Here is a 20,287-nt window from a genome sequence, read left to right as displayed (position 1 = left end):
CCGTTATGGTAACAAATCGGCAGCGCTACCGTGAAAAAGTCTCCCAGATGATAAGCTGGGGGCACTGGTTCGCCCTGTTTAACATCATTTTTGCGTTCATTCTGGGTAGCCGCTACCTGTTTGTTTCCGACTGGCCAACCTCGCTGGCCGGTCGGATTTATGCGTTTAGCAGCTGGATCGGGCACTTCAGCTTTATCGTCTTCGCCGCGTATCTGCTGATCGTTTTCCCGTTGACCTTCGTGGTAATGTCTCAGCGGCTTTTGCGCTTCCTGTCGGCGATTATCGCCACCGCGGGACTGACGTTGATTCTGGTCGACGGCGCGGTCTTTGAACGATTCCACCTGCACCTGAACCCCGTTGTCTGGGAACTGGTGATTAACCCCGATCAAAGCGAACTGGCGCGCGACTGGCAGCTGATGTTTATCAGCGTGCCGGTGATTTTCCTTGTGGAGATGCTGTTTGCCACCTGGAGCTGGCAAAAGCTGCGCAGCCTGAACCGCCGCAGCTTCGGCAAACCGCTGGCGGCCCTGTTTATCAGCGCCTTCTTTGCCAGTCATCTGATGTATATCTGGGCGGATGCTAACTTCTATCGCCCGATCACGATGCAGCGTTCGAACCTTCCGCTTTCCTATCCAATGACAGCGCGACGCTTCCTGGAAAAATACGGTCTGCTGGATGCGCAGGAGTATCAGCGCCGCCTGGTGCAGCAGGGGAATCCTGAAGCGCTGTCGGTCGCCTATCCGCTGAGCGATATTACCGTCAGCGATCGCGGTACACGCAACAACCTGCTGGTCATCACCGTGGACGGGCTGAATGAAGCCAGCATGCCTAAAATGCTGCCGAATCTGACGCGTTTCGCCGAAAGCAATGTGCGCTTTAGCCAGCACTTCAGCTCCGGCGGCACCGATGACACCGGTCTGTTTGGGCTGTTTTATGGTATTTCCCCGAGCTATATGGACGGCGTACTCTCATCACGCATTGCTTCAACGCTGATTGGCACGCTGGGCCAGCAGGGGTATCAGTTTGGCCTGTTTGCCAGCGACGGCTTCAATTCGCCGCTGTATCGCCAGGCGCTGCTGTCTGATTTCTCTCTGCCGGAAGCACGCGAACAGAGCAACGATCAGACGACCACCCAGTGGCAAAACTGGCTGAACGGGCACAGAAACGATAGCAATCCGTGGTTCTCCTATCTGTCATTAACCACCGCAGATAACAGCGGCGGGGATAGTTCCGATAAGCAACGCCTTCGTCGGTACAGTCGGGCCGCTGCCAATGTCGATCAGCAGATACAAAGCGTGCTGGCTACGCTGGAACAGAAAGGGCTGTTAGACAAGACAGTGGTGGTCATTACCGCTCAGCACGGCGTGGTGCTGGAAGGTGATGACAATCCGGGCAATCGCGCAGCGCTACAGGTGCCGATGATCGTGCACTGGCCACAAACGCCCGCACAAACGGTGAATAAACTCACCGATCATCAGGACATTATGGCAACCCTGATGCAGCGTCTTCTGCATGTGAATACGCCGCTTGCTGACTATTCGCAGGGGGAAGACTTGTTTTCTGCGAAGCGTCGTCATAACTGGGTGGCAAGCAGTATCAGCAACCACCGCCTGGTCATCACCACCGCCGATGAGACACTGCTGCTGGATAACAACGGTAGCTATACGGCGTGGAATTCGCAGGGTGAAGAGCTGAAGAATCACAAGCCACAGCTGGCGCTGCTGCTTCAGGTGCTGACCGACGAAAAACGTTTTATCGCTAACTGACTGTATAAATATAACGCAGTCAAGATGTTAGCTACTTGCATTCGAAGGCCAGTTCAGTAAACTATGCTGCAAATATCGGCACGTAGCGCAGCTTGGTAGCGCACGGTCATGGGGTGTCCGGGGTCGGAGGTTCAAATCCTCTCGTGCCGACCAAATACCTAAAAAAAACCAGCCTCTTACGGCTGGTTTTTTTGTGCCTGAATTTTGTCAGCATCATCACGCCGACGCCCTCTCCACCAGCGCGGGCGGCACGATAATATTCTGCACTTCCAGATTCTGGCCGCCGATGCGCAGCAGCAGGCGCCGCGCCGTGGCGTGGCCGATTTCACGGGCGGAGTTAGCAATTGAGGTTAGCGGGGGTTCGGTCAGTTCGGATTCGGGGGCGTCTTCCATGCCAATCAGGGCGATTTTTTGCTGGAAGAAACTGTCAACTGCGCCGCCGCCAACTTCAGCGCCGGTGCGCAGCACGCCAAAATAAGCCCCGAGCGCCACGGAAGATTTATGGCAGACGATGGCGCTGATTTTTGGGTATTGGGAGAGCAGCAGTTCCGTCGCATCCGCCGCACACTTTTGCTGATAATCGCATTCGATAATCCATTCCGTGCGGAACGGCAGGCCGTATTGCAGAAGCGTGGCGCAAAAACCGCCGAGCCGTTCGGCGCGGGTCAGTGAATTACTAAGCCCTCCGAGATAGGCGATCTGCTTGTGCCCCTGCCTTATCAGGTATTCCGTGGCCATTTTTGCCGCCAGCATATTGTCGGGGCGGACCACGTCAACGCCGTCAATACCGCCGGAACGGGTGGCGCAAATCAGCGGCACGCCCTGCTCTTCGGCCTTTTCCTTCAGGCCGCTCATTGCCCCTTCACCACCGGCAATCACAATGCCGTCCACGCCGTGCGTCAGCAGCGTATCGAAGCAGCGCATCAGACCTTTTCCCGACGCTCCGCTTTGCAGCAGGAACAAAACTTTGCCCTGCGCTTCAAACATTTCGCTCAGACCCGCGGTCATTTCGGCGTAAAACGGCTCGCAGATGTCGCGGACAATCAGCCCGACCACGCCGGATTCGCCGCCGCGCAGCGTACTTGCCTGACGATTACGCACAAAACCCAGTTCATCCACAGCGCGGTTAACCCGCTCAGCCGTCGCCTGAGAGATACGCCCCTTGCCGCCCAGCACCAGTGAAACGGTGGTGACAGACACACCGGCATGGCGGGCCACATCGATAATCGTGATCTTTTTATGGTTCATCGGACTTTATCGTTCATACCGGACTCCACGAAACGGCATCGCTCACGGCCGCCATTATACGTACCCGGAAGCAAAAAATTAGCCTGGTCAGAGAGTTATATATTATTAAGCAATTTTAGTAAAACGTTAAACCTTTTTTAAACCCCGTTATGTCTGTAATGATCGGATAGTGTGAGCTTGAACACGTATTGTTTTGGTAAAACGTTTTATCTTAGCCGCCAACAACACAGAGCCTAACAACACCATTGGGGAGCGGGTATGCCTGCACATAAAAAACAACGTTTCACACTCTGGGAGTTCTTCCAGAGCCTGGGTAAAACTTTCATGCTGCCGGTCGCGCTGCTGTCATTTTGCGGCATTATGCTCGGCATTGGCAGTTCACTGAGCAGCCGCGATGTCATCACCCTGCTACCGGTGTTGGGCAATCCCGTTCTTCAGCTGATTTTCGTCTGGATGAGTAAGGTTGGCTCTTTCGCCTTCAGCTTCCTGCCGGTGATGTTCGCTATTGCGATTCCGCTGGGGATGGCGCGCGAGAATAAAGGCGTTGCCGCTTTCTCCGGCTTCGTCGGTTTCACCGTGCTGAATCTGGCCGTTAACTTCTATCTGACCGCCAACGGTACGCTGCCCACTACCGATCCGGCGGTGCTGAAAGCCAATAATATCCAGATGATTCTGGGCATTCAGTCTATCGATACCGGCATTCTGGGTGCGGTGATCGTTGGCATCATCGTCTACCGACTGCACGAGCGCTTTAACACCATTCGCCTGCCGGACGCACTGGCGTTCTTCGGCGGTACCCGCTTCGTGCCGATTGTCACCACCGTGGTGCTGGGACTGGTCGGTTTACTGATCCCGCTGATCTGGCCGTTCTTCGCTGCCGGGATTACCGGCCTTGGCCGCCTGATCCAGGGCGCGGGCGTATTTGGCCCGATGATTTTCGGCTCCGGCGAGCGTTTCCTGCTGCCGTTCGGCCTGCAGCACATCCTGGTCGCGCTGATCCGCTTTACCGAAGCGGGTGGAACGTTAGATGTCTGCGGCCGCGAGGTCAGCGGCGCGCTGACCATCTTCCAGGCACAGCTCTCCTGCCCGACCACCCACGGTTTTTCTGAAAGCGCAACACAGTTCCTGTCGCAGGGTAAGATGCCGGCCTTCCTCGGCGGTCTGCCGGGCGCTGCACTGGCGATGTACCACTGTGCGAAACCGGAAAATCGCCATAAAATTAAGGGACTGCTGATTTCCGGCGTGGTTGCCTGCGTGGTCGGCGGTACCACCGAACCGATCGAATTCCTGTTCCTGTTCGTGGCACCTGCGCTGTACGTGATCCACGCATTCCTGACCGGGCTGGGCTTCACCGTGATGTCGGTACTGGGCGTGACCATCGGTAATACGGACGGCAACATCATTGACTTTGTGGTCTTTGGCATCCTGCACGGCACCGCCACCAAGTGGTATCTGGTCCCGGTTGTCTCGGCCATCTGGTTCGCGGGTTACTACGCGATCTTCCGCTTCTCAATTACCCGCTTTAATATCAAAACCCCCGGCCGCGAATCGGACAGCCTGCCTGCTGCCGCCGCCGTGCCGTCTTCCAGCAAATCGGGCTACAACGTGCCGGCTATTCTGAGTGCGCTGGGCGGTGCCGGTAACATCGTATCGCTGGACAACTGCATCACCCGCCTGCGCCTGTCGGTAGCGGATATGACGCTGGTGGATGATGCCACGCTGAAGGCTAACCGGGCGATTGGTGTAGTGCATCTTAATGAACACAACCTGCAGGTGGTAATTGGCCCACAGGTGCAGTCGGTGAAAGACGAGCTGGATGTGCTGATCCGAAGCGCTTCCAGCCCTGCGGCAGCGGAACCGCTTACCGTATAAACCCCAAGTGGGCGGCTCAGGCCGCCCTTTTCAGCTTTGTTCAGGGAGTGAAGCGCATGTCTTTTGATTTCTCCACCGTCACCGACCGTCACGGAACCTGGTGTACCCAGTGGGATTACGTCGCCGATCGCTTCGGTAGCGCCGACCTGCTGCCGTTCACCATCTCAGATATGGATTTCCCTACCGCGCCGTGCATTCTTGAAGCGCTGCAACAGCGGTTGCAGCACGGTGTGCTGGGCTACAGCCGCTGGCAGCATGATGATTTTCTCGGTGCAATTGCCCACTGGTTTCAGCAGCGCTTCAACAGCCGTATTGATAGTGAAACGGTGGTCTACGGTCCTTCGGTCATTTATATGGCGGCACAGCTGATCCGCCTGTGGAGCCAGCCGGGTGACGGAGTGGTCACTTTCACTCCGGCCTACGACGCGTTTTATAAAGTGCTGGACGGCAATCAGCGCCGCCTGCTGCCCTGCCCGCTGATCAAAGAGGGTAACGACTGGAGACTGGACGCAGCGCTGCTGGAAAACCTGCTAAGCCAGCCAGACTGCTCGATACTGCTGCTGTGCAGCCCGCACAATCCGACCGGAAAAGTCTGGACGCGTGCGGAACTTACGCTGATTGCCGGGCTGTGCGAGCGGCACGGCGTACGAACGATCAGCGATGAAATCCACATGGATATGGTCTGGGGTGACAATCGGCACACGCCGTGGAATGAAGTGGCACAAGGCGAATGGGCGCTGCTGACCTCCGGCTCCAAGAGCTTTAATATTCCTGCACTGACCGGCGCTTACGGGCTGATTGGCAGCAAAACATCTCGTGACGCCTACCTGCACCAATTGAAAGCCTGCGATGGCCTGTCTTCCCCGGCGGTGATGGCCGTTCATGCCCACGTGGCGGCGTATCGTGCCGGAGAACCGTGGCTGGATGCGCTACGCGACTACCTGCAGGCTAATCTGCGCTACGTGGCCGAACGGTTGAATCACGCCTTTCCGCAGCTGGACTGGCAGCCTCCGCAGTCGACCTACCTGGCCTGGATCGATCTGCGCGTGTTAGGGATTGACGATCGTCTGCTGCAAACAGAGCTGATCGAACGACAGAAAGTCGCGATCATGCCGGGGTATACCTACGGTGAAGAGGGCAACGGCTTCCTGCGGCTGAATGTCGGCTGCCCAAGATCGAAGGTTGAGGCGGGGGTGGATAAATTGATTGCTGGCATTGAGGCACTAATCCAGCACCGTTCGGGTTAACCGCTCCGGCCGAATGGTGCGTCTGAGAGTTAAGCTGAAAGGGTGATACCGGACGTCATCAGCCGCGCCCTCCCGCTGAATTACAACACGTTGCAAAATTTTGCGGGTTATATCGCATATTGTCAGCAACCCGTTCTGGTGAAACAAAACTGTCACACAAATATCATACGCTGTGGATACACTTTTCATCGCACTGTGTAAAACAGGATGACTAACATGCCGACAGTAAAAGCGACAAACTTCAAAGATGCAGAAGAACTTCTTCACTCGGGTATCCATAAAGTAGAATTGGCCTACGACATCGGTAGCGACGATTTTTTCCGTCTCGCCAGCCACTGGTGTGACCGTGGTGCCAAAATTTCCAAGGGCAATGAACATTTCGTGGTATCGATTAAGAATCTCGCGATCCCGCCTAACCACTGATCCCGCCTGCCCCGCTTTGATCTCTGGCCACTAACCTGTTTAAATTACGCATCATCTTTCAACCGGTTAGTGGCTATGCTTTTAGTAAACTTGCCCGTTCTGCCTCCGTTTATTGTCAGTGCGATAGTTAGCCCGCTCGCCGCTTATCCCGATGTGTTACTGCTCGACGTGCAGTTTAACGAAGCGCATTTCACCCCTGAACTGTTTGATTCGCTGAATATCCCCTTCCCTGCCAGGCTGCAAAAAGCGGTGAACAAACGCCGCGCGGAGTATCTTGCCAGCCGTTACTGCCTGCAACAGGCGTTGACCAGGATGGACGTTACGCAGTTCATTCTGCACAACGATGAAGACCGTGCTCCGCTGTGGCCGGAAGGCATACGTGGTTCGCTTTCGCACACCCATCGTCGCATCTGCGCGCTGCTGACCCGCCGCAATAACGTCCTGCCGGGCATCGACTGCGAACAGATGATGACGGAAGAACACGCGTCAGAAATGGCACATATGATCGTTAATCCTGCAGAGAAGGCACTGTCAGAACGACTTGAACTGCCTTTTGCCTGTGCGTTGACAATCGTTTTTTCGGCGAAAGAGAGCTTATATAAGGCGATATGGCCCGAACTGCGGCGTTTTATGGATTTCAGTGCGGCAGAGGTGGTTGCCTGGGATGCGCAAAACACGCGGCTCACGCTAAGGCTGACTGAGACGTTTTCCGTTGAGTTTTATGCCGGAAGGGAGTTTACGGTAGAGGTCGAATTACAGCCCGATACGGTATTAACCTGGGTTATCGGGCTGCAGAAAGAGTCTGCATAGCTTATTTACCGTCGCGCGGGCTGCGGTCGTTCAGCTGCGGCAGGTCGTGCAGATCCACACCATACAGTTCCACCATTGGAATCATCGCTTCAACAACCCGGCAGCTATCCAGCGTTGCCATACCGGCAGGCACCTGGAAAAAGCGGGTAAAATGCAGCCATAAACCTTTCATACGTTGCTCCTCTGTGTTGTGAAAGGTTAGTAAACCTTATTTTATCACCTCCGCAAAATATCCATTTCGCACAGCCTTTGCCAGCCGCTGGTAATAGCCGCTTATCCCATTTGATGAATGATATATGCCAGATTTGTTGTTTTACTCCCCCCGCAGCTCCCTTCAATAATTGCCAGCAACTGAAGCACATTAAGGATTAATTATGGCTTATCAATTGAGCCTGCTGGATAAAAGTCCGGTAGCAGAAGGTGAAACGCCTGCCCAGGCACTGGCAAGGACATTACTGCTGGCGCAAAAAGCCGAAGAGTGGGGCTTTCACCGCTTCTGGCTGGCTGAACACCACAATACGCAGGCTCTGGCCAGCCCGTCACCGGAAGTGCTGATCGCCTGGATTCTGGCCCATACCCGCCATCTGCGCGTCGGTTCCGGCGGCGTAATGCTGCAGCACTACAGCCCTTATAAAGTGGCGGAAAACTTTAACCTGCTGGCCTCTCTGGCTCCGGGCCGCGTCGATCTTGGCGTGGGCAAAGCGCCTGGCGGCCTGCCGCTGTCTACCCGCGCATTGCAGCACGGCATTAACGCCGAAGCGAAAGGCGATTTCTCCAGCCAGCTGCGGGCGCTGGAAGGCTGGCTGAACGCCACCACCAGCGACAGCCAAACCGAAGACCAGCTGCTGGCGACCCCGGTCCCTGCCCGCCCGGCTCAGCGTTTTCTACTGGGTGCCAGCGAAGGCAGCGCGCAACTGGCCGCCGAGCTGAACTGGCAGTTTGTTTTTGCCGCGCATCTTAACGGTAACCGCCAGGAGCTGGAGCAGACGCTGGCAACCTATCGTCGTCTGAGCGGCGGGCAGTCGGCGCTGGTAGCGGTGCAGGTGATTGTGGCTGAGTCAGCGGCAGATGCCGACCTGCTTGCCGCCGATCTGCAGCACTACCGTGTTCATGTAGAAAATGGCCAGAGCGTCACTGTTGGTACGATTGCCCAGGCGGAAGCCTTTATTCGTCAGGCGAACGCCACGAATTACCGCATCGAACCGCGCGAAGCTGCGGTCATTAAAGGCACAGCCGAACAGGTTCATAACGAGCTGGAAGCGCTGCATCAGCAGTACGGCATTGAAGAGTTTGTTATTGATACGCCGGTCAGCAGCGGCGCGGCGCGGGTGAAATCGCTGGAACTACTGGCCAGCCATCGCCTGGTCGCCGCCTGAGGAGCAGAGCACAATGAGTCAGAATCTTGGACAACAGTTAATCGCATGGCGACGTGAACTGCATCAGTTCCCCGAGCTGTCCAATCAGGAATTTGCCACCACTGAACGCATTCAGGGCTGGCTGCGCAGCGCTGGCATCGAGCCGCAGCCTTACGGGCTGAATACCGGTGTCGTGGCCGAGATCGGTCAGGGTGACGCACTGATTGCGCTGCGTGCCGACATCGATGCACTGCCGATCGAAGAGGTGGTCCCGGTTGAATTTCGCTCACAGAATCCCGGTGTGATGCACGCCTGCGGTCACGATGTACATACCTCGGTGATCCTTGGTGCTGCACTGCTGCTGAAAGCGCGTGAGAAAACGCTGCCAGGCCGGGTACGTCTGCTGTTTCAGCCAGCGGAAGAACGCTTTGGCGGGGCGAAAACGCTGATCAAAGCCGGTGCGCTGGAAGGCGTAAGCGCGATTTTCGGCATGCATAACGCGCCGGAACTGCCGGTTGGCACTTTCGCCACGCGCGGCGGGCCGTTTTATGCCAACGTCGATCGCTTTGACTTCGAAGTCACCGGTAAAGGTGCCCACGCCGCCCGTCCGCAGGAGGGCATTGACGCGATTGTGATTGCCAGCCAGATCGTTACCGCACTGCAAACGCTGGTCAGCCGCAGCTACAGCCCGCTGGAATCGGTGGTAGTCAGCGTCACCCGCATTGAGGGCGGCAATACCTGGAACGTGCTGCCGCAGACCGTGGTACTGGAAGGGACGGTGCGAACCCACAACGACGCCATTCGTGAATCATTACCGCAACGCTTCCAGCAGCTGATTAGCAGCATCGCCGAAGGCTTCGGTGCAACGGCGAAGCTCAACTGGCATCCGGGGCCTCCGGCGCTGGTAAACACCGAGCGCTGGGCAGAATTCAGTAAAGGGGTCGCGGCGGAAGCCGGTTACACCGTACAGCACGCCGACCTGCAAATGGGCGGGGAAGATTTCGCCTTCTACCTGCACAACACCCCTGGCACCTTCGTCAGTATCGGCAGCGCCAGCGAATTCGGTCTGCATCATCCCGGATTTAAACCGGATGAAAGCCTGATCGAACCGGCCGCCCGTTATTTCAGCCAGCTGGCGGAAGCCGCGCTGCGTGAAATTAGTTAGCCACAGCAAACTGCGTTTCCACCTGCACATTCAAATAATAAGAGTAAACATTATGCTTAAAACCTCATTACTGTCAGGACTGTTCGTTGCTACCGCCCTGTTGACCAGCGGAGCCTGGGCCGAAACCGTCACCGTGAACGGCACGGGGATCAGCGTGGAAGCCAATGCCGCGCCGATCCATGCGCCGGTGAACCCTGAAGCCGTGGCGCAGATCCCTAAGGATCACCGCTTCGCCGTGCCGGGTAAATTTACCGTGGCGGTAGCCGCGCTGAACTCACCGCCGCTGACGCTGTTCTCCGATGACAACAAAACCCTGCAGGGTAGCGAAGTGGATATCGCTCGCCTGGTGGCTGATAGCCTGGGTCTTGAGCTGAACGTAGTACCAACTTCATGGGAAGACTGGCCGCTGGGCGTCAGCTCCGGCAAATACGACGCGGCGATCACCAACGTGACGGTCACCAAAGAGCGTAAAGAGAAGTTTGACTTCGCCACCTACCGCCAGGATTCACTGGGCTTTTACGTGAAGTCCACCAGCAAAATCACCTCGCTGAAAAAAGCGGAAGATATTGCCGGCCTGCGGATTATCGTCGGCTCCGGCACCAACCAGGAAGCGATCCTGCTGGCCTGGGATGAAGCCAACCAGAAAAAAGGCCTGAAGCCGTTTACCCCAATCTACGTGAAGGATGATGCCGCGCAGACGCTGGCACTGCAGTCCGGCCGTGCGGATGCCTTCTTTGGTCCAAACGTGATCGGCGCATGGAAAGCGGCGCTGACCGGCCAGACCAAACTGGTAGGCAGCGTTGACGGCGGCTGGCCGAAGGCGGCACACATCGCGGTGACGCTGAAGAAAGGTAATGGCCTGGTAACACCGGTGAACACCGCGCTGAACGGCGTGATTAAAAGCGGCGAGTACGACAAGGTACTGAACCGCTGGGGCGAAGGCATTGAACGCCTGGATCGCTCCGAGATCAACCCGCCGGGTCTGGGCGACTAAGGAGTTCGTGATGAGTCAAGCACAGTTCCGCCAGCTGTCACCGGAAGCCCCGGAGCTGGCACCGATTATCGAAGGTCTGTTTGGCGAATACAGCGCCCGCTACGGTGATTTTTTCGCCCGCGACGCGGAAGTCGAGCTGACCGAATGGTATCTGCCGCCACGGGGTACATTTGTGGTGCTGGAGCGCGATGGGGAGATTATTGCAATGGGCGCCTACAAGGCGCTCGACGCGGAAACCGCCGAGCTGAAACGCATCTGGACGCGCAGCGATCTGCGCCGCCAGGGGCTGGCACTACAGGTGCTGGTTGAACTGGAGCGACGCGCCGAGCTGGCAGGTTACACAGGCGTGTTCCTCACCACCGGTTTCCGCCAGCCGGAAGCCGTCAGGCTCTATCTTTCCCACGGCTATCAGCCGCAGTTCGATATCACCCGTAACCCGGAAGAGTACAGCCTGCCGCCCCATGATGGCCGACTGCGCTTCCGCAAGCTGCTGAATCAGCATGTTACCGCAGGAGCCGCTCATGAAACACAATGAAACGGAAACCCTGCGCGTGGTCCCTGCCCGCTATCCGCTCAGAGTGCTGGGCGGGTTTATTGCCCTGTTTGTGCTGGCGGTCGTGATTCAGTCGGTGGCCTTTAATCCTCGCTGGGAGTGGAAGGTCTTCGCGCACTGGTTCTTCCACCCGGCGATCCTCAGCGGCCTGGGCCAGACCCTGCTGCTGACGCTGATCGCCACGGTACTCAGTATTTTCTTTGGCGGCCTGCTGGCGCTGGCCCGCCTTTCGCCTTCGTGGCTGCTTTCAGGACTGGCTTTCGGCTACATCTGGCTGTTCCGCTCGCTGCCGCTGATTGTGGTGCTGATTATTCTCTACAACTTCTCTTACCTCTACGACACACTGTCGATTGGTATTCCGTTTACTCCGCTGACCTTTGCCGAATACCAGACCATTGACGTACTTGGCCAGTTCAGCACCGCCGTAATCGGCCTGACGCTGGTGCAGTCGGCCTATACCGCTGAGATTATTCGCGGTGGCATACTCGGCGTCGATCAGGGTCAGTTTGAAGCCGCCGCCGCGCTGGGCCTGCCGGGCTCGCGCCGCACGCTGCGCATTATCCTGCCGCAGGCGCTGCGCTCAATTATCCCGACCGGCTTTAACGAAATTATCAGCCTCGCCAAAGGCACCGCGATGGTGTACGTACTGGCGATGCCGGAACTGTTCTACACCATTCAGATGGTCTACAACCGCACGCAGCAGGTTATCCCGCTGCTGATGGTGGCCGCCGTCTGGTATCTGCTGATCACCACCGTACTGTCGATTCTGCAGCACTATGTCGAGCGCTGGCTGGCCCGCAGTGCAACCCGTGAATCTTCTACTCCGCGTCCACGCTGGCGCTTACGCCGCCAGACTGCGGCGATCACCCCGCTAAGGAGCTAACGATGTCAGAAGCCCTCGATCTGCACAGCCACGCGGTGCGCGGCCATATTTCGATTACCCACGTCAGCAAAAGCTTTGGCCGCTTCAAGGCGCTGGATAATGTGTCGCTCGAGCTGCCGCCGGGTTCGGTGACGGTGATCCTCGGCCCTTCCGGCTCCGGTAAATCCACCCTGCTGCGGGCGATTAATCATCTGGAACGCGTCGACGAAGGCTTTATCCGCATTGACGGCGACTACATTGGCTATCGTCGTAAAGGTGACAAGCTGTACGAACTGAAGGAAAAAGCGATTCTTAAGCAGCGTACTGAAGTGGGCTACGTCTTCCAGAATTTCAATCTGTTCCCGCATCTGACGGTGCTGGAAAACATTATTGAAGCGCCCATTGTGCATAAAAGATTAACGCGGCAGCAGGCGATAGAACGCGCCGGAGAGCTGCTGGATACGGTGGGATTACGTCATAAGGCGGATGCCTGGCCGCGCCATCTTTCCGGTGGTCAGCAGCAGCGCATCGCGATTGCTCGTGCACTGGCGCTCGATCCACGAGTTATTCTGTTTGATGAGCCGACCTCCGCGCTGGACCCGGAGCTGGTTGGTGAAGTACTGGATACCATTAAAAAGCTCGCCCGCTCCGGCACCACGCTGGTGGTGGTCACCCATGAAATCGGCTTTGCGCGCGAGGTGGCCGATAATGTGGTCTTTATGGTTGACGGTAAAATCGTTGAACAGGGCAGCGCACATCAGGTGCTGAACAACCCGCAGCATCCGCGCACCAGCCGCTTCCTCGCCAAAGTTCTCTAATCTCTCCCCCTCTCTGATGCATAAAAAAACGGCTTATCATAATGATAAGCCGTTGCAACCATTTGGTAAGACGACGAGAAAGTTCAGGGAAGTTAACGGCGGTACTCAACCGTTGCAATCAGCTTACCCCTGTACTAACCCGTTGACTAATAACAATAGTAGCTGAACTTATGCAAAGCGCCCTGCCCGGTCAGCCCGCGGTATCGGTGCGTTTTACCGCGTCCAGCGTGGCCATATCCCGCTCGGCCCCGGTCAGCTCACTGAGATGCCCCTGACGCATTTCCAGCAGGCGATCGGCATGCAGGAAATAGTGATCGTCATGGCTGATAGCAAAGACGGTTTTACCCAGCCCCTGTAGCCACGGCAGCAGCTCGCGATAGAAGATACGACGGAAGTGCGGGTCCTGATCCGCCGCCCACTCGTCAAGCAGCAGAACGTCGCGCTGTTCGGCGGTGGCCAGCAGCAGCGCCAGCCGCTTGCTCTGCCCTTTCGACAGCTTCAGATTCAGTATGCGGTTGCCGTCGAGCTGGATCTTATCCTGCATCTGTAGCCGTTCCAGCCACGCCTGTACCCGCTCGGGATCGGCCGGCTGGCCGCTGTCATCGATGAGCCGATCGAACAGATGCACATCGGTAAATACCGCCGAGAACAGCTGCCGGTAATCATCCATCGATTCGGGCTGAATCACTTTGCCGTCGAGCAGGATCTCGCCGGAAACCGGCTGATATAGCCCGGTCAGCAGCATCGCCAGCGTGGATTTTCCGCTGCCGTTACCGCCAATCAGAAACACCAGCTCGCCACGGTTGAGAACCATATTGATCGGTCCGACGCTGAATCCGCTATCGCCGTAGTGGAACACCAGGTTGCGCAGCTCCAGCGTCTGCCACGCTTTTTTACCGCGCTGCGCCGGGAATTCAGCCTGGTAGTCGGCCAGCTTAAAGGTATTGAGCTTGTTGAACGCCACCTGCGCGGTCAGCAGCGTCGGCAGCGCGCCAACGGCAGACAGCATCGGCGTACGCAGGAACAGCAGCGTCAGCGAATAGGTGGCGGCCACGGCGGTATCGGCCCAGCCCAGGCTATTGGCCAGATAGAATGCCAGCCCGATCGCGCCGAGCATCATAATATTCGACCAGTTCACGGCGCTGAGATGGTAGGTATCCGCGCGCACGATATGATGGCGATAAGTGCGGGCATCCTCACCGTAGACATCGTCAAAAATCTGCTGCGCGCGCTGGCGGTTCAGCGCCAGTTCTTTGCGGCCTTCAATAATGGTCTGGAAATCGGCATACAGGCGTTCTTCGGTATTTCGCAACACTTCCAGATGGCGGTAAACGCGCGATACCAGCAGCCAGCCGCCGAAAATCGTGATAGCAACCCAGATGGCGGTGACCACCAGCATTTTCGGTGACAGCCAGCCCAGATAGGCCGCCGATCCCACGGTTAGTATAATCCCCTGGATCAGTTCGGGCAGACGCACGAAAGCGATGGTGATATTACGCACGTCGCTGGTCAGCGCCGCCAGCAGCTGGGCGTTACCAATCTGCTCGATGCGCTCGACGCGAGTATCCAGGATCCGGCGGATAAATTCACCGCGCAGGCGATAGACAAAGTGGTGTCCCAACAGGGTCAGCGCCAGCTGGGACCCCAGCGTCACCGCCATCAGCAACAGCAGCAGGCCAAGGAACTGCGGCAGCACCATCAGTGAAGAGTTGAGAGTAACGATCAGTTCGCGGTTGATAAAGGCGATAAGGCCAATACCCAGCACGGCGCTGAGCAGGCTAAGCAGGATCACGCCGATAAACGACCAGCGATACTGCTTATAAACAACGTGGAGCAACTCCATGAAAACATCCCGGCAGGTAAAAAAGCAGCTAGCAGTGTAATGAGATAGTGGGCTATATCAATACTAATTCTCATTATCACCGCATTGGCTGCGTGTTAAGCCGGGGTTAATGCGCGCGGCGGAAGGTCAGATTAAAGCGGAACGCTCCGGCCTGAGGGTGAATACCGGGTTTAAGCGGCAGAATTCCGTGATAGCGCAGCCGTGAAGGCCCGCCCCACACCACCACATCACCGTGCTCCAGCAGCACCCGCGTGGTGGCGTCACTCCGCTCAAAACCACCAAACTGGAAGACCGCAGGCAGCCCGAGCGAGACGGAAACGATCGGCTGGCGCAGGTCGCGTTCATCCTTATCCTGATGGAGGGTCAGTTTGGCCCCCGGCTCATAGCGGTTAAGCAGGCAGGCGTCGGGATTAAAATGTGGGAAACCGGCTTCGGCGGCGCAACTGACGGCAAGCTGGCGAAACAGCGTCGGCATAGGCGGCCAGCGGGTTCCCCCGGCGTTATCCTGCTCGCTGTACTGATAGCCGCGCGAGTCAGTGGTCCAGCCCAGACCCCCGCAGTTGGTCATCGCCACCGACATGCGGTGGCCGCCGGGCGTGATGCGATGGTGAAAGGGGTTCTGTGCCGCAATCTGCGCCACCTGTTCAAGCAGCGCATCGGCATCGCTCAGTGCACGTCGGCGCAGGATCACCGCGCCATCGGCCAGCGGTTCGCTCCAGGGTTCCTCTTCGGCAAACAGATCGAGCATAGCGACTCCTCAGGGTTTATCACTGCCGGTATCAGACTGTATAAAGGCCTTAAACTGCGGCGACATCCAGCTGGCAAAGCCGTCGCCCTGTTTATAGATCAGATAGACCGCCAGCTTATCACGCAGCGCCAGCGCTTTGGCTTTCTCCTCGCCCAGTACCATCAGCCCGGTATCCCAGCCGTCGGCCTCCAGCGCCGTGGTAGCAATCACCGTGGCGGACACCAGGCGATGCTGGATCGGCTGGCCGGTGACCGGATCGATCACGTGAGAAATACGCTTGCCGTCCAGCTCATAGTAGTTGCGATAGCTGCCGGAGGTGCTGATGCCGTGTCCCTGCAGATCGACGATGGCCTGTACCGCATTTTCACGATCGGTCGGTTTCTGAATCGCCACCTGCCAGGCTTTGCCCTGCGCATTTTGCCCACGCGTCAGCACCGCCCCACCTACCGACACCAGGTAGTTGTTGATGCCCTCTTTTTCCATCAGCCGCGCCAGGTGGTCGGTGGCGAAACCTTCACCCACGGTTGAGAGGTCCACGTACAGTCCGGGAAGATCTTTTTGCAGATATGCCTGCCCGGCACGGTTGATCACCTGCAGGTGCTGCAATCCGGTCAGCGCGCGGGCGGCATCGATCTGCTGAATGTTCGGGGTGCTGACGGGCTGTTTGTCCGGGCCGAAGCCCCACAGATTAACCAGGGGTCCAATAGTGATATCCATCGACCCGCCGGTTTGATGACCAATTCGCAGTGCCAGGGTAACGATATCGGCCATATTGTCGCTGACCGGCTGCGGGTCGCTGCCGCGATACTGGTTGAATCGGGAAAGGACGGAATCATTTTTCCAGGTTGAAAGCTCATGGTCATCGTTATTCAGCTGCTGCTGGATGGCGTTTTGCAACGCTTCGCGGCGCGAGTTATCCACGCCCGCCAGGCTGACGCGCCAGTAGGTTCCCATCGTTTTCCCTTCCAGCACCATGGCATCCTGCTGCGCGGTGGTTTGCGGGTTGTCGCAGGCCACCAGCAAAAATGCGGCCGCCAGGCTGATAAAGTGTCGCCAGTTCGCTTTCATTTTCTTTCTAACCTTTTTGCTGCCGTTACGCCGTTAGCCAGAGCTACAAGGACTGCGCCATTTTTAAATACTGTATAAAATTTGTGGCGATGATTATCTTTGCCAGAGGCGGGAATGACAAGGGAAGCCGGTGTGGCGATTCAGGGGCGGTTTAGAAATAAGGTGCCATCACTTCGTTTGTTAGCCTGTCGGACCGGTACAGAGTGGCATTTGTTCCGGGTCGTTTGCAAAGTCAGGCGCTGGCGGGTTATGCCTGGCTCGCTCAAGCCACAGCCACAGCCACAGCCACAGCCACAAACGGTTAGCTGCTGATAACAAAAGCACAAGTGCACTTTAATTGCGGAAAGGATGACGTTAAGAGAGGGTTATGCGGCTACCGATGATAAAAAAGCCGCCATCTTGAAAAGATAGCGGCTCCGTTACTTTCAACTTACAGGCATCAGGGGATATCCTTCAGCCCGTCTGTAGTAGCAAGACTTAGAACTGGTAAACCAGACCAACTGCCACTACATCGTCGGTATTGATACCGGCTGCGTTGGTGAAGGCGCTGTCGTCCAGCAGATTGATCTGGTAATCAACGTAGGTGGACATGTTTTTATTGAAGTAGTAGGTGGTACCCACATCAATGTAGCGTTTCAGGTTCTGAGAACCGTAACCTTCGATCTGTTTGCCACGTGAGCTAACAAATGCCAGAGATGGGCGCAGGCCGAAGTCAAACTGGTACTGCGCAACCAGTTCCCAGTTATCTGCCTGGTTTGCGTAACCGTAAGCGCTGGAGTCAATGCTGCCAAAACGGGTCGCGTTGTACGCACGAGTATACATGGCGGCCAGGTAAATGTTGTTAGCGTCGTATTTCAGACCGCCTGAGTATGCGGTCGCGTGGTCACCGTGACCCAGCGCTGCGCTGTTGTTCTGCTCGTCAGTACGGTCAGAAGAGAACATAGCGGCACCGATACCAAAGCCTTCACCGATGTCATAGGTGGTTGACAGACCCCAGCCATCACCGTTCTGGCCGAGAACGTCGCGACCGTTGTTGCTTTCTTCCGGGCTGCCGTTTTTGCCCTGATACTGGATAGCAAAGTTCAGGCCGTCAACCAGACCGAAGAAGTCATTGTTACGATAGGTCGCAAGGCCGCTTGAACGCTGGAAGAGGAAGTTATCCGCACCGTAGGTATCGCCACCGAACTCAGGCAGAACGTCGGTCCATGCGCCAATGTCGTACATAACACCGTAGTTACGACCGTAGTCCAGAGACCCCGCATCGCCAAATTTCAGACCCGCGAAACCGACACGCGTGTAGTTGTCAGCAGTCCCCTGAGACTCGGTGTTGTTCAGCGCAACCTGATATTCCCACTCACCATAACCGGTCAGTTGATCGGTCACCTGAGTTTCGCCCTTGAAGCCAAAGCGCAGGTAAGACTGGTCACCGTCGGTACCATTGTCATCGGAGAAGTAGTGCAGACCGTCAACTTTACCGAACAGATCCAGTTTGTTGCCGTCTTTATTGTAGATTTCAGCTGCGCCAGCAGTACCAGCTACCAGCAGAGCTGGAATCATCAGCGAAAGAACGCGAAGTTTCATGTAATTACCCTCTCATTTTATTTATCTTATTTGCCACTGCGTACTGAATGTATTAATTCAGCGTTGAAGGTCATATTAAGGAACTACAGGCAATAATCTACGAGGAAAATGATACCAAACACAATAATATGTTTCAGAACATATTACATATATTTCAAAAAGTAAATTCAAGGGAACTTTTAAACGGCATTTATTGATAAATAATACAGCATCAATAATCAAAAAATAATTAAATTCATTAAAAACAATAACTTAAAACAGTTATTTTGCGCACTGAATGATAAATATCGCCATCCAGCAAAAGCTATAATAATTACGCTATCATCATTTAATTTCATTATTACCTTCATTCACCCCGAATGATTTGTGTCACCCCAAATATTTCCGCCGGGCCTTGTTGCCCGGTTTTTTTTGCTTTTAATTCCTGCGCGAATCTCCGTAAAGTTAATTTCCCCCGTAAAGTAAACGTTCTCTCCCCGTCACTCCGTCTGAAGGAAACAAATAGCCGCTACAGTTATGCTTCTGAAAAGCGCCAGATAGCGCAGATTGGCGCATTACCGATTTAAACCACGGCCCAGGACTCCTCTGGAAAATCGCCGCTAACCGACGATTCCGATTCACAGGTGTGACCTTTCAGGTTATTAAGATTGGCTGAATGATCAGATAGCCCGGCTATCCGCTTGAACAGCGCCCCCCACGCAGCGTTGCGCTTCTTTACTCATGGCAATTGTGGTAAAAAACGGGGTTAACTTTGCACGGGCTGAATGGATAAAATGACAACACTGGAAACGCAGATCTCAGCGAATGTAGCGCGGTTAAATCAACGAGCCACTCGTGTCGTTTTTTTAATCGCCGGGATTGGTATGGCAGCCTGGGCACCGTTGGTGCCTTATGCTAAAGATCGTGCTGCGCTAAGCGATGCTTCCTTTGGTACGCTGCTGCTGTTTCTCGGGCTGGGATCGCTGATTGCCATGCCGGTAACCGGCGTTCTGGTGGGACGTTATGGCTGTAAGCGTATTATTACCTGCGGCAGTGCTTTTTTACTGGTGTTGCTGCCCCTTCTGGCCCTGTTCTCTTCCCCTTTTTCTCTGGCGCTGGCGCTGATGGCCTTCGGTGCATCGATTGGATTAATTGACGTCGCCATGAATATCCAGGCGGTAGAAGTCGAAAAAAGTTCGGGCAAAGCGATGATGTCCGGCTTTCACGGTTTCTTCAGTATGGGCGGTATCGTCGGAGCCGGACTGATGAGCCTGATTTTGGCTCTGGGCATGACCCCGGTGCATGCGGTACTGGTGATTAATCTGCTGCTGATCGCACTGTATCTTTATTGCCAGCGCCATATCCTGAACGAACGCCTGCATCAGCCCGATACCCCCATGTTTGTTCTGCCGCGCGGCTGGGTGCTGTTCCTCGGTGTATTGTGCTTTATTCTGTTTCTTGCCGAAGGTGCCATTCTCGACTGGGGCGCACTGTTTCTGACTCATAGCCGTGATGTGCCCGCCGCGCAGGCAGGGATGGGCTATGCGGTGTTTTCCGTCGCCATGACCATCGGCAGATTATGCGGCGACTGGGTTGTGTTAAAAGCGGGCCGCACAGCAACACTGTTCTTTGGTTCGCTTTGCGCCGCAGCAGGGCTGGTACTGGCGGTAACCATCAACGACTCAACGATGACGCTGGTGGGCTTTTTACTGGTTGGTTTTGGTGCATCGAACACCGTGCCGATTATGTTCAGCGCAGCCGGAAACCAAAAAACCATGCCGGTGAACCTGGCTATCTCCGCGATGACAACGATTGGCTATGCAGGCATTCTTGCCGGCCCGGCACTGATCGGTTTTATTGCTCAGTGGTCAAGTCTTTCGGTCGCCTTCAGCGCCGTTGCTGCACTGCTGTTAGTCGTTGCTGCCAGCGCGAGATTGATCACCCGATGAGCGGTG

General features: G+C 56.0%; 18 protein-coding genes and 1 tRNA gene. 13 read left to right on the top strand and 6 right to left on the bottom strand.

The features are described from left to right. Nucleotides 1-5: 5 nt before the first annotated feature. Both yejM and IBT46_RS14150 read left to right on the top strand, forming a co-directional pair. A complete protein-coding gene (yejM, locus tag IBT46_RS14155; protein WP_200546195.1) occupies nt 6-1,766 on the top strand; it encodes an LPS biosynthesis-modulating metalloenzyme YejM in 1,761 nt (586 codons plus the stop codon). Nucleotides 1,767-1,842: 76 nt separating this feature from the next. Next, nucleotides 1,843-1,919, top strand: a tRNA-Pro gene (locus tag IBT46_RS14150). A gap of 63 nt (nt 1,920-1,982) precedes the next feature. On the opposite strand, the gene malI is transcribed toward IBT46_RS14150, so the two are convergent. Further along, nucleotides 1,983-3,014: a Mal regulon transcriptional regulator MalI gene (gene malI, locus IBT46_RS14145; RefSeq protein ID WP_200546194.1), complete on the bottom strand. Its 1,032-nt coding sequence runs from the start codon at nt 3,012-3,014 to the stop codon at nt 1,983-1,985. A gap of 258 nt (nt 3,015-3,272) precedes the next feature. Here malI and malX point away from each other — a divergent pair, with 258 nt between their 5' ends. From malX to IBT46_RS14125, 4 genes are all read left to right on the top strand, one after another. Beyond that, a complete protein-coding gene (gene malX, locus IBT46_RS14140) occupies nt 3,273-4,886 on the top strand; it encodes a maltose/glucose-specific PTS transporter subunit IIBC (protein WP_200546193.1) in 1,614 nt (537 codons plus the stop codon). Between the two features lie 56 nt (nt 4,887-4,942). Continuing rightward, a complete protein-coding gene (locus IBT46_RS14135) occupies nt 4,943-6,133 on the top strand; it encodes a MalY/PatB family protein (RefSeq protein WP_200546192.1) in 1,191 nt (396 codons plus the stop codon). Nucleotides 6,134-6,349: 216 nt separating this feature from the next. Then, nucleotides 6,350-6,556 carry a hypothetical protein gene (locus IBT46_RS14130; RefSeq protein WP_200546191.1) on the top strand — a complete coding sequence of 69 codons (207 nt, stop codon included), beginning with the start codon at nt 6,350-6,352 and terminating at the stop codon, nt 6,554-6,556. A 75-nt stretch (nt 6,557-6,631) separates the two neighbouring features. Further along, nucleotides 6,632-7,366: a 4'-phosphopantetheinyl transferase gene (locus IBT46_RS14125; RefSeq protein WP_200546190.1), complete on the top strand. Its 735-nt coding sequence runs from the start codon at nt 6,632-6,634 to the stop codon at nt 7,364-7,366. A 1-nt stretch (nt 7,367) separates the two neighbouring features. Here IBT46_RS14125 and IBT46_RS14120 read toward each other — a convergent pair whose 3' ends face one another. After that, the gene (locus IBT46_RS14120) at nt 7,368-7,538 is read right to left on the bottom strand and encodes a hypothetical protein (RefSeq protein ID WP_172606541.1); all 171 of its coding nucleotides are present in this window, start codon (nt 7,536-7,538) and stop codon (nt 7,368-7,370) included. Between the two features lie 202 nt (nt 7,539-7,740). Between IBT46_RS14120 and IBT46_RS14115 the strand changes: the two genes are divergently transcribed. Genes IBT46_RS14115 through IBT46_RS14090 form a run of 6 tightly spaced genes read left to right on the top strand, consistent with a single transcriptional unit; the run spans nt 7,741 to nt 13,113 of the window. After that, a complete protein-coding gene (locus IBT46_RS14115; RefSeq protein WP_200546189.1) occupies nt 7,741-8,742 on the top strand; it encodes an LLM class flavin-dependent oxidoreductase in 1,002 nt (333 codons plus the stop codon). A gap of 13 nt (nt 8,743-8,755) precedes the next feature. After that, on the top strand, nt 8,756-9,886 hold the full coding sequence (locus IBT46_RS14110) for a M20 peptidase aminoacylase family protein (RefSeq protein ID WP_200546188.1): 1,131 nt from the start codon (nt 8,756-8,758) through the stop codon (nt 9,884-9,886). A 52-nt stretch (nt 9,887-9,938) separates the two neighbouring features. Then, nucleotides 9,939-10,880 (top strand): ABC transporter substrate-binding protein, encoded by a 942-nt coding sequence (locus tag IBT46_RS14105; protein WP_105591308.1) that lies wholly within the window; start codon nt 9,939-9,941, stop codon nt 10,878-10,880. A 10-nt stretch (nt 10,881-10,890) separates the two neighbouring features. Then, the gene (locus IBT46_RS14100; protein WP_105591307.1) at nt 10,891-11,415 is read left to right on the top strand and encodes a GNAT family N-acetyltransferase; all 525 of its coding nucleotides are present in this window, start codon (nt 10,891-10,893) and stop codon (nt 11,413-11,415) included. Then, on the top strand, nt 11,402-12,316 hold the full coding sequence (locus IBT46_RS14095) for an amino acid ABC transporter permease (protein WP_200546187.1): 915 nt from the start codon (nt 11,402-11,404) through the stop codon (nt 12,314-12,316). The genes IBT46_RS14100 and IBT46_RS14095 overlap by 14 nt, the downstream gene beginning before the upstream one ends. 2 nt (nt 12,317-12,318) lie before the next feature. Then, entirely contained in the window at nt 12,319-13,113 is a 795-nt protein-coding gene (locus tag IBT46_RS14090; RefSeq protein WP_200546186.1) for an amino acid ABC transporter ATP-binding protein, read from the top strand. Nucleotides 13,114-13,303: 190 nt separating this feature from the next. Here IBT46_RS14090 and IBT46_RS14085 read toward each other — a convergent pair whose 3' ends face one another. The 4 genes from IBT46_RS14085 to ompC all read right to left on the bottom strand — a co-directional run bounded on the left by IBT46_RS14085 (nt 13,304) and on the right by ompC (nt 18,353). Next, nucleotides 13,304-14,956, bottom strand: a complete 1,653-nt coding sequence (locus tag IBT46_RS14085) for a multidrug ABC transporter permease/ATP-binding protein (protein WP_200546185.1) — start codon at nt 14,954-14,956, stop codon at nt 13,304-13,306. Between the two features lie 106 nt (nt 14,957-15,062). Further along, on the bottom strand, nt 15,063-15,704 hold the full coding sequence (gene alkB / locus IBT46_RS14080) for a DNA oxidative demethylase AlkB (protein WP_200546184.1): 642 nt from the start codon (nt 15,702-15,704) through the stop codon (nt 15,063-15,065). A gap of 9 nt (nt 15,705-15,713) precedes the next feature. Next, on the bottom strand, nt 15,714-16,772 hold the full coding sequence (gene apbE / locus IBT46_RS14075; protein ID WP_200546183.1) for an FAD:protein FMN transferase ApbE: 1,059 nt from the start codon (nt 16,770-16,772) through the stop codon (nt 15,714-15,716). Between the two features lie 477 nt (nt 16,773-17,249). After that, nucleotides 17,250-18,353, bottom strand: a complete 1,104-nt coding sequence (ompC, locus tag IBT46_RS14070) for a porin OmpC (protein WP_200546182.1) — start codon at nt 18,351-18,353, stop codon at nt 17,250-17,252. 773 nt (nt 18,354-19,126) lie between these two features. Between ompC and IBT46_RS14065 the strand changes: the two genes are divergently transcribed. Further along, nucleotides 19,127-20,281, top strand: a complete 1,155-nt coding sequence (locus tag IBT46_RS14065) for an MFS transporter (RefSeq protein WP_200546181.1) — start codon at nt 19,127-19,129, stop codon at nt 20,279-20,281. Nucleotides 20,282-20,287 lie beyond the last annotated feature (6 nt).

It is taken from the genome of Erwinia sp. S38, from assembly GCF_016624545.1.
In the GTDB taxonomy this organism is placed as follows: domain Bacteria; phylum Pseudomonadota; class Gammaproteobacteria; order Enterobacterales; family Enterobacteriaceae; genus Erwinia; species Erwinia coffeiphila.
Note: the sequence above shows the minus strand (reverse complement) of the source record. Positions and strands in the feature narration are given on the sequence as shown.

Coding starts and splice junctions, on each gene's coding strand:
- apbE (WP_200546183.1), bottom strand. CDS start 16,772: ATGAAAGCGAACTGGCGACACTTTATCAGCCTGGCGGCCGCATTTTTG.
- yejM (WP_200546195.1), top strand. CDS start 6: ATGGTAACAAATCGGCAGCGCTACCGTGAAAAAGTCTCCCAGATGATA.
- IBT46_RS14095 (WP_200546187.1), top strand. CDS start 11,402: ATGAAACACAATGAAACGGAAACCCTGCGCGTGGTCCCTGCCCGCTAT.
- IBT46_RS14115 (WP_200546189.1), top strand. CDS start 7,741: ATGGCTTATCAATTGAGCCTGCTGGATAAAAGTCCGGTAGCAGAAGGT.
- IBT46_RS14120 (WP_172606541.1), bottom strand. CDS start 7,538: ATGAAAGGTTTATGGCTGCATTTTACCCGCTTTTTCCAGGTGCCTGCC.
- IBT46_RS14065 (WP_200546181.1), top strand. CDS start 19,127: ATGACAACACTGGAAACGCAGATCTCAGCGAATGTAGCGCGGTTAAAT.
- malX (WP_200546193.1), top strand. CDS start 3,273: ATGCCTGCACATAAAAAACAACGTTTCACACTCTGGGAGTTCTTCCAG.
- alkB (WP_200546184.1), bottom strand. CDS start 15,704: ATGCTCGATCTGTTTGCCGAAGAGGAACCCTGGAGCGAACCGCTGGCC.
- IBT46_RS14085 (WP_200546185.1), bottom strand. CDS start 14,956: ATGGAGTTGCTCCACGTTGTTTATAAGCAGTATCGCTGGTCGTTTATC.
- IBT46_RS14110 (WP_200546188.1), top strand. CDS start 8,756: ATGAGTCAGAATCTTGGACAACAGTTAATCGCATGGCGACGTGAACTG.
- IBT46_RS14125 (WP_200546190.1), top strand. CDS start 6,632: ATGCTTTTAGTAAACTTGCCCGTTCTGCCTCCGTTTATTGTCAGTGCG.
- IBT46_RS14105 (WP_105591308.1), top strand. CDS start 9,939: ATGCTTAAAACCTCATTACTGTCAGGACTGTTCGTTGCTACCGCCCTG.
- IBT46_RS14135 (WP_200546192.1), top strand. CDS start 4,943: ATGTCTTTTGATTTCTCCACCGTCACCGACCGTCACGGAACCTGGTGT.
- ompC (WP_200546182.1), bottom strand. CDS start 18,353: ATGAAACTTCGCGTTCTTTCGCTGATGATTCCAGCTCTGCTGGTAGCT.
- malI (WP_200546194.1), bottom strand. CDS start 3,014: ATGAACCATAAAAAGATCACGATTATCGATGTGGCCCGCCATGCCGGT.
- IBT46_RS14090 (WP_200546186.1), top strand. CDS start 12,319: ATGTCAGAAGCCCTCGATCTGCACAGCCACGCGGTGCGCGGCCATATT.
- IBT46_RS14100 (WP_105591307.1), top strand. CDS start 10,891: ATGAGTCAAGCACAGTTCCGCCAGCTGTCACCGGAAGCCCCGGAGCTG.
- IBT46_RS14130 (WP_200546191.1), top strand. CDS start 6,350: ATGCCGACAGTAAAAGCGACAAACTTCAAAGATGCAGAAGAACTTCTT.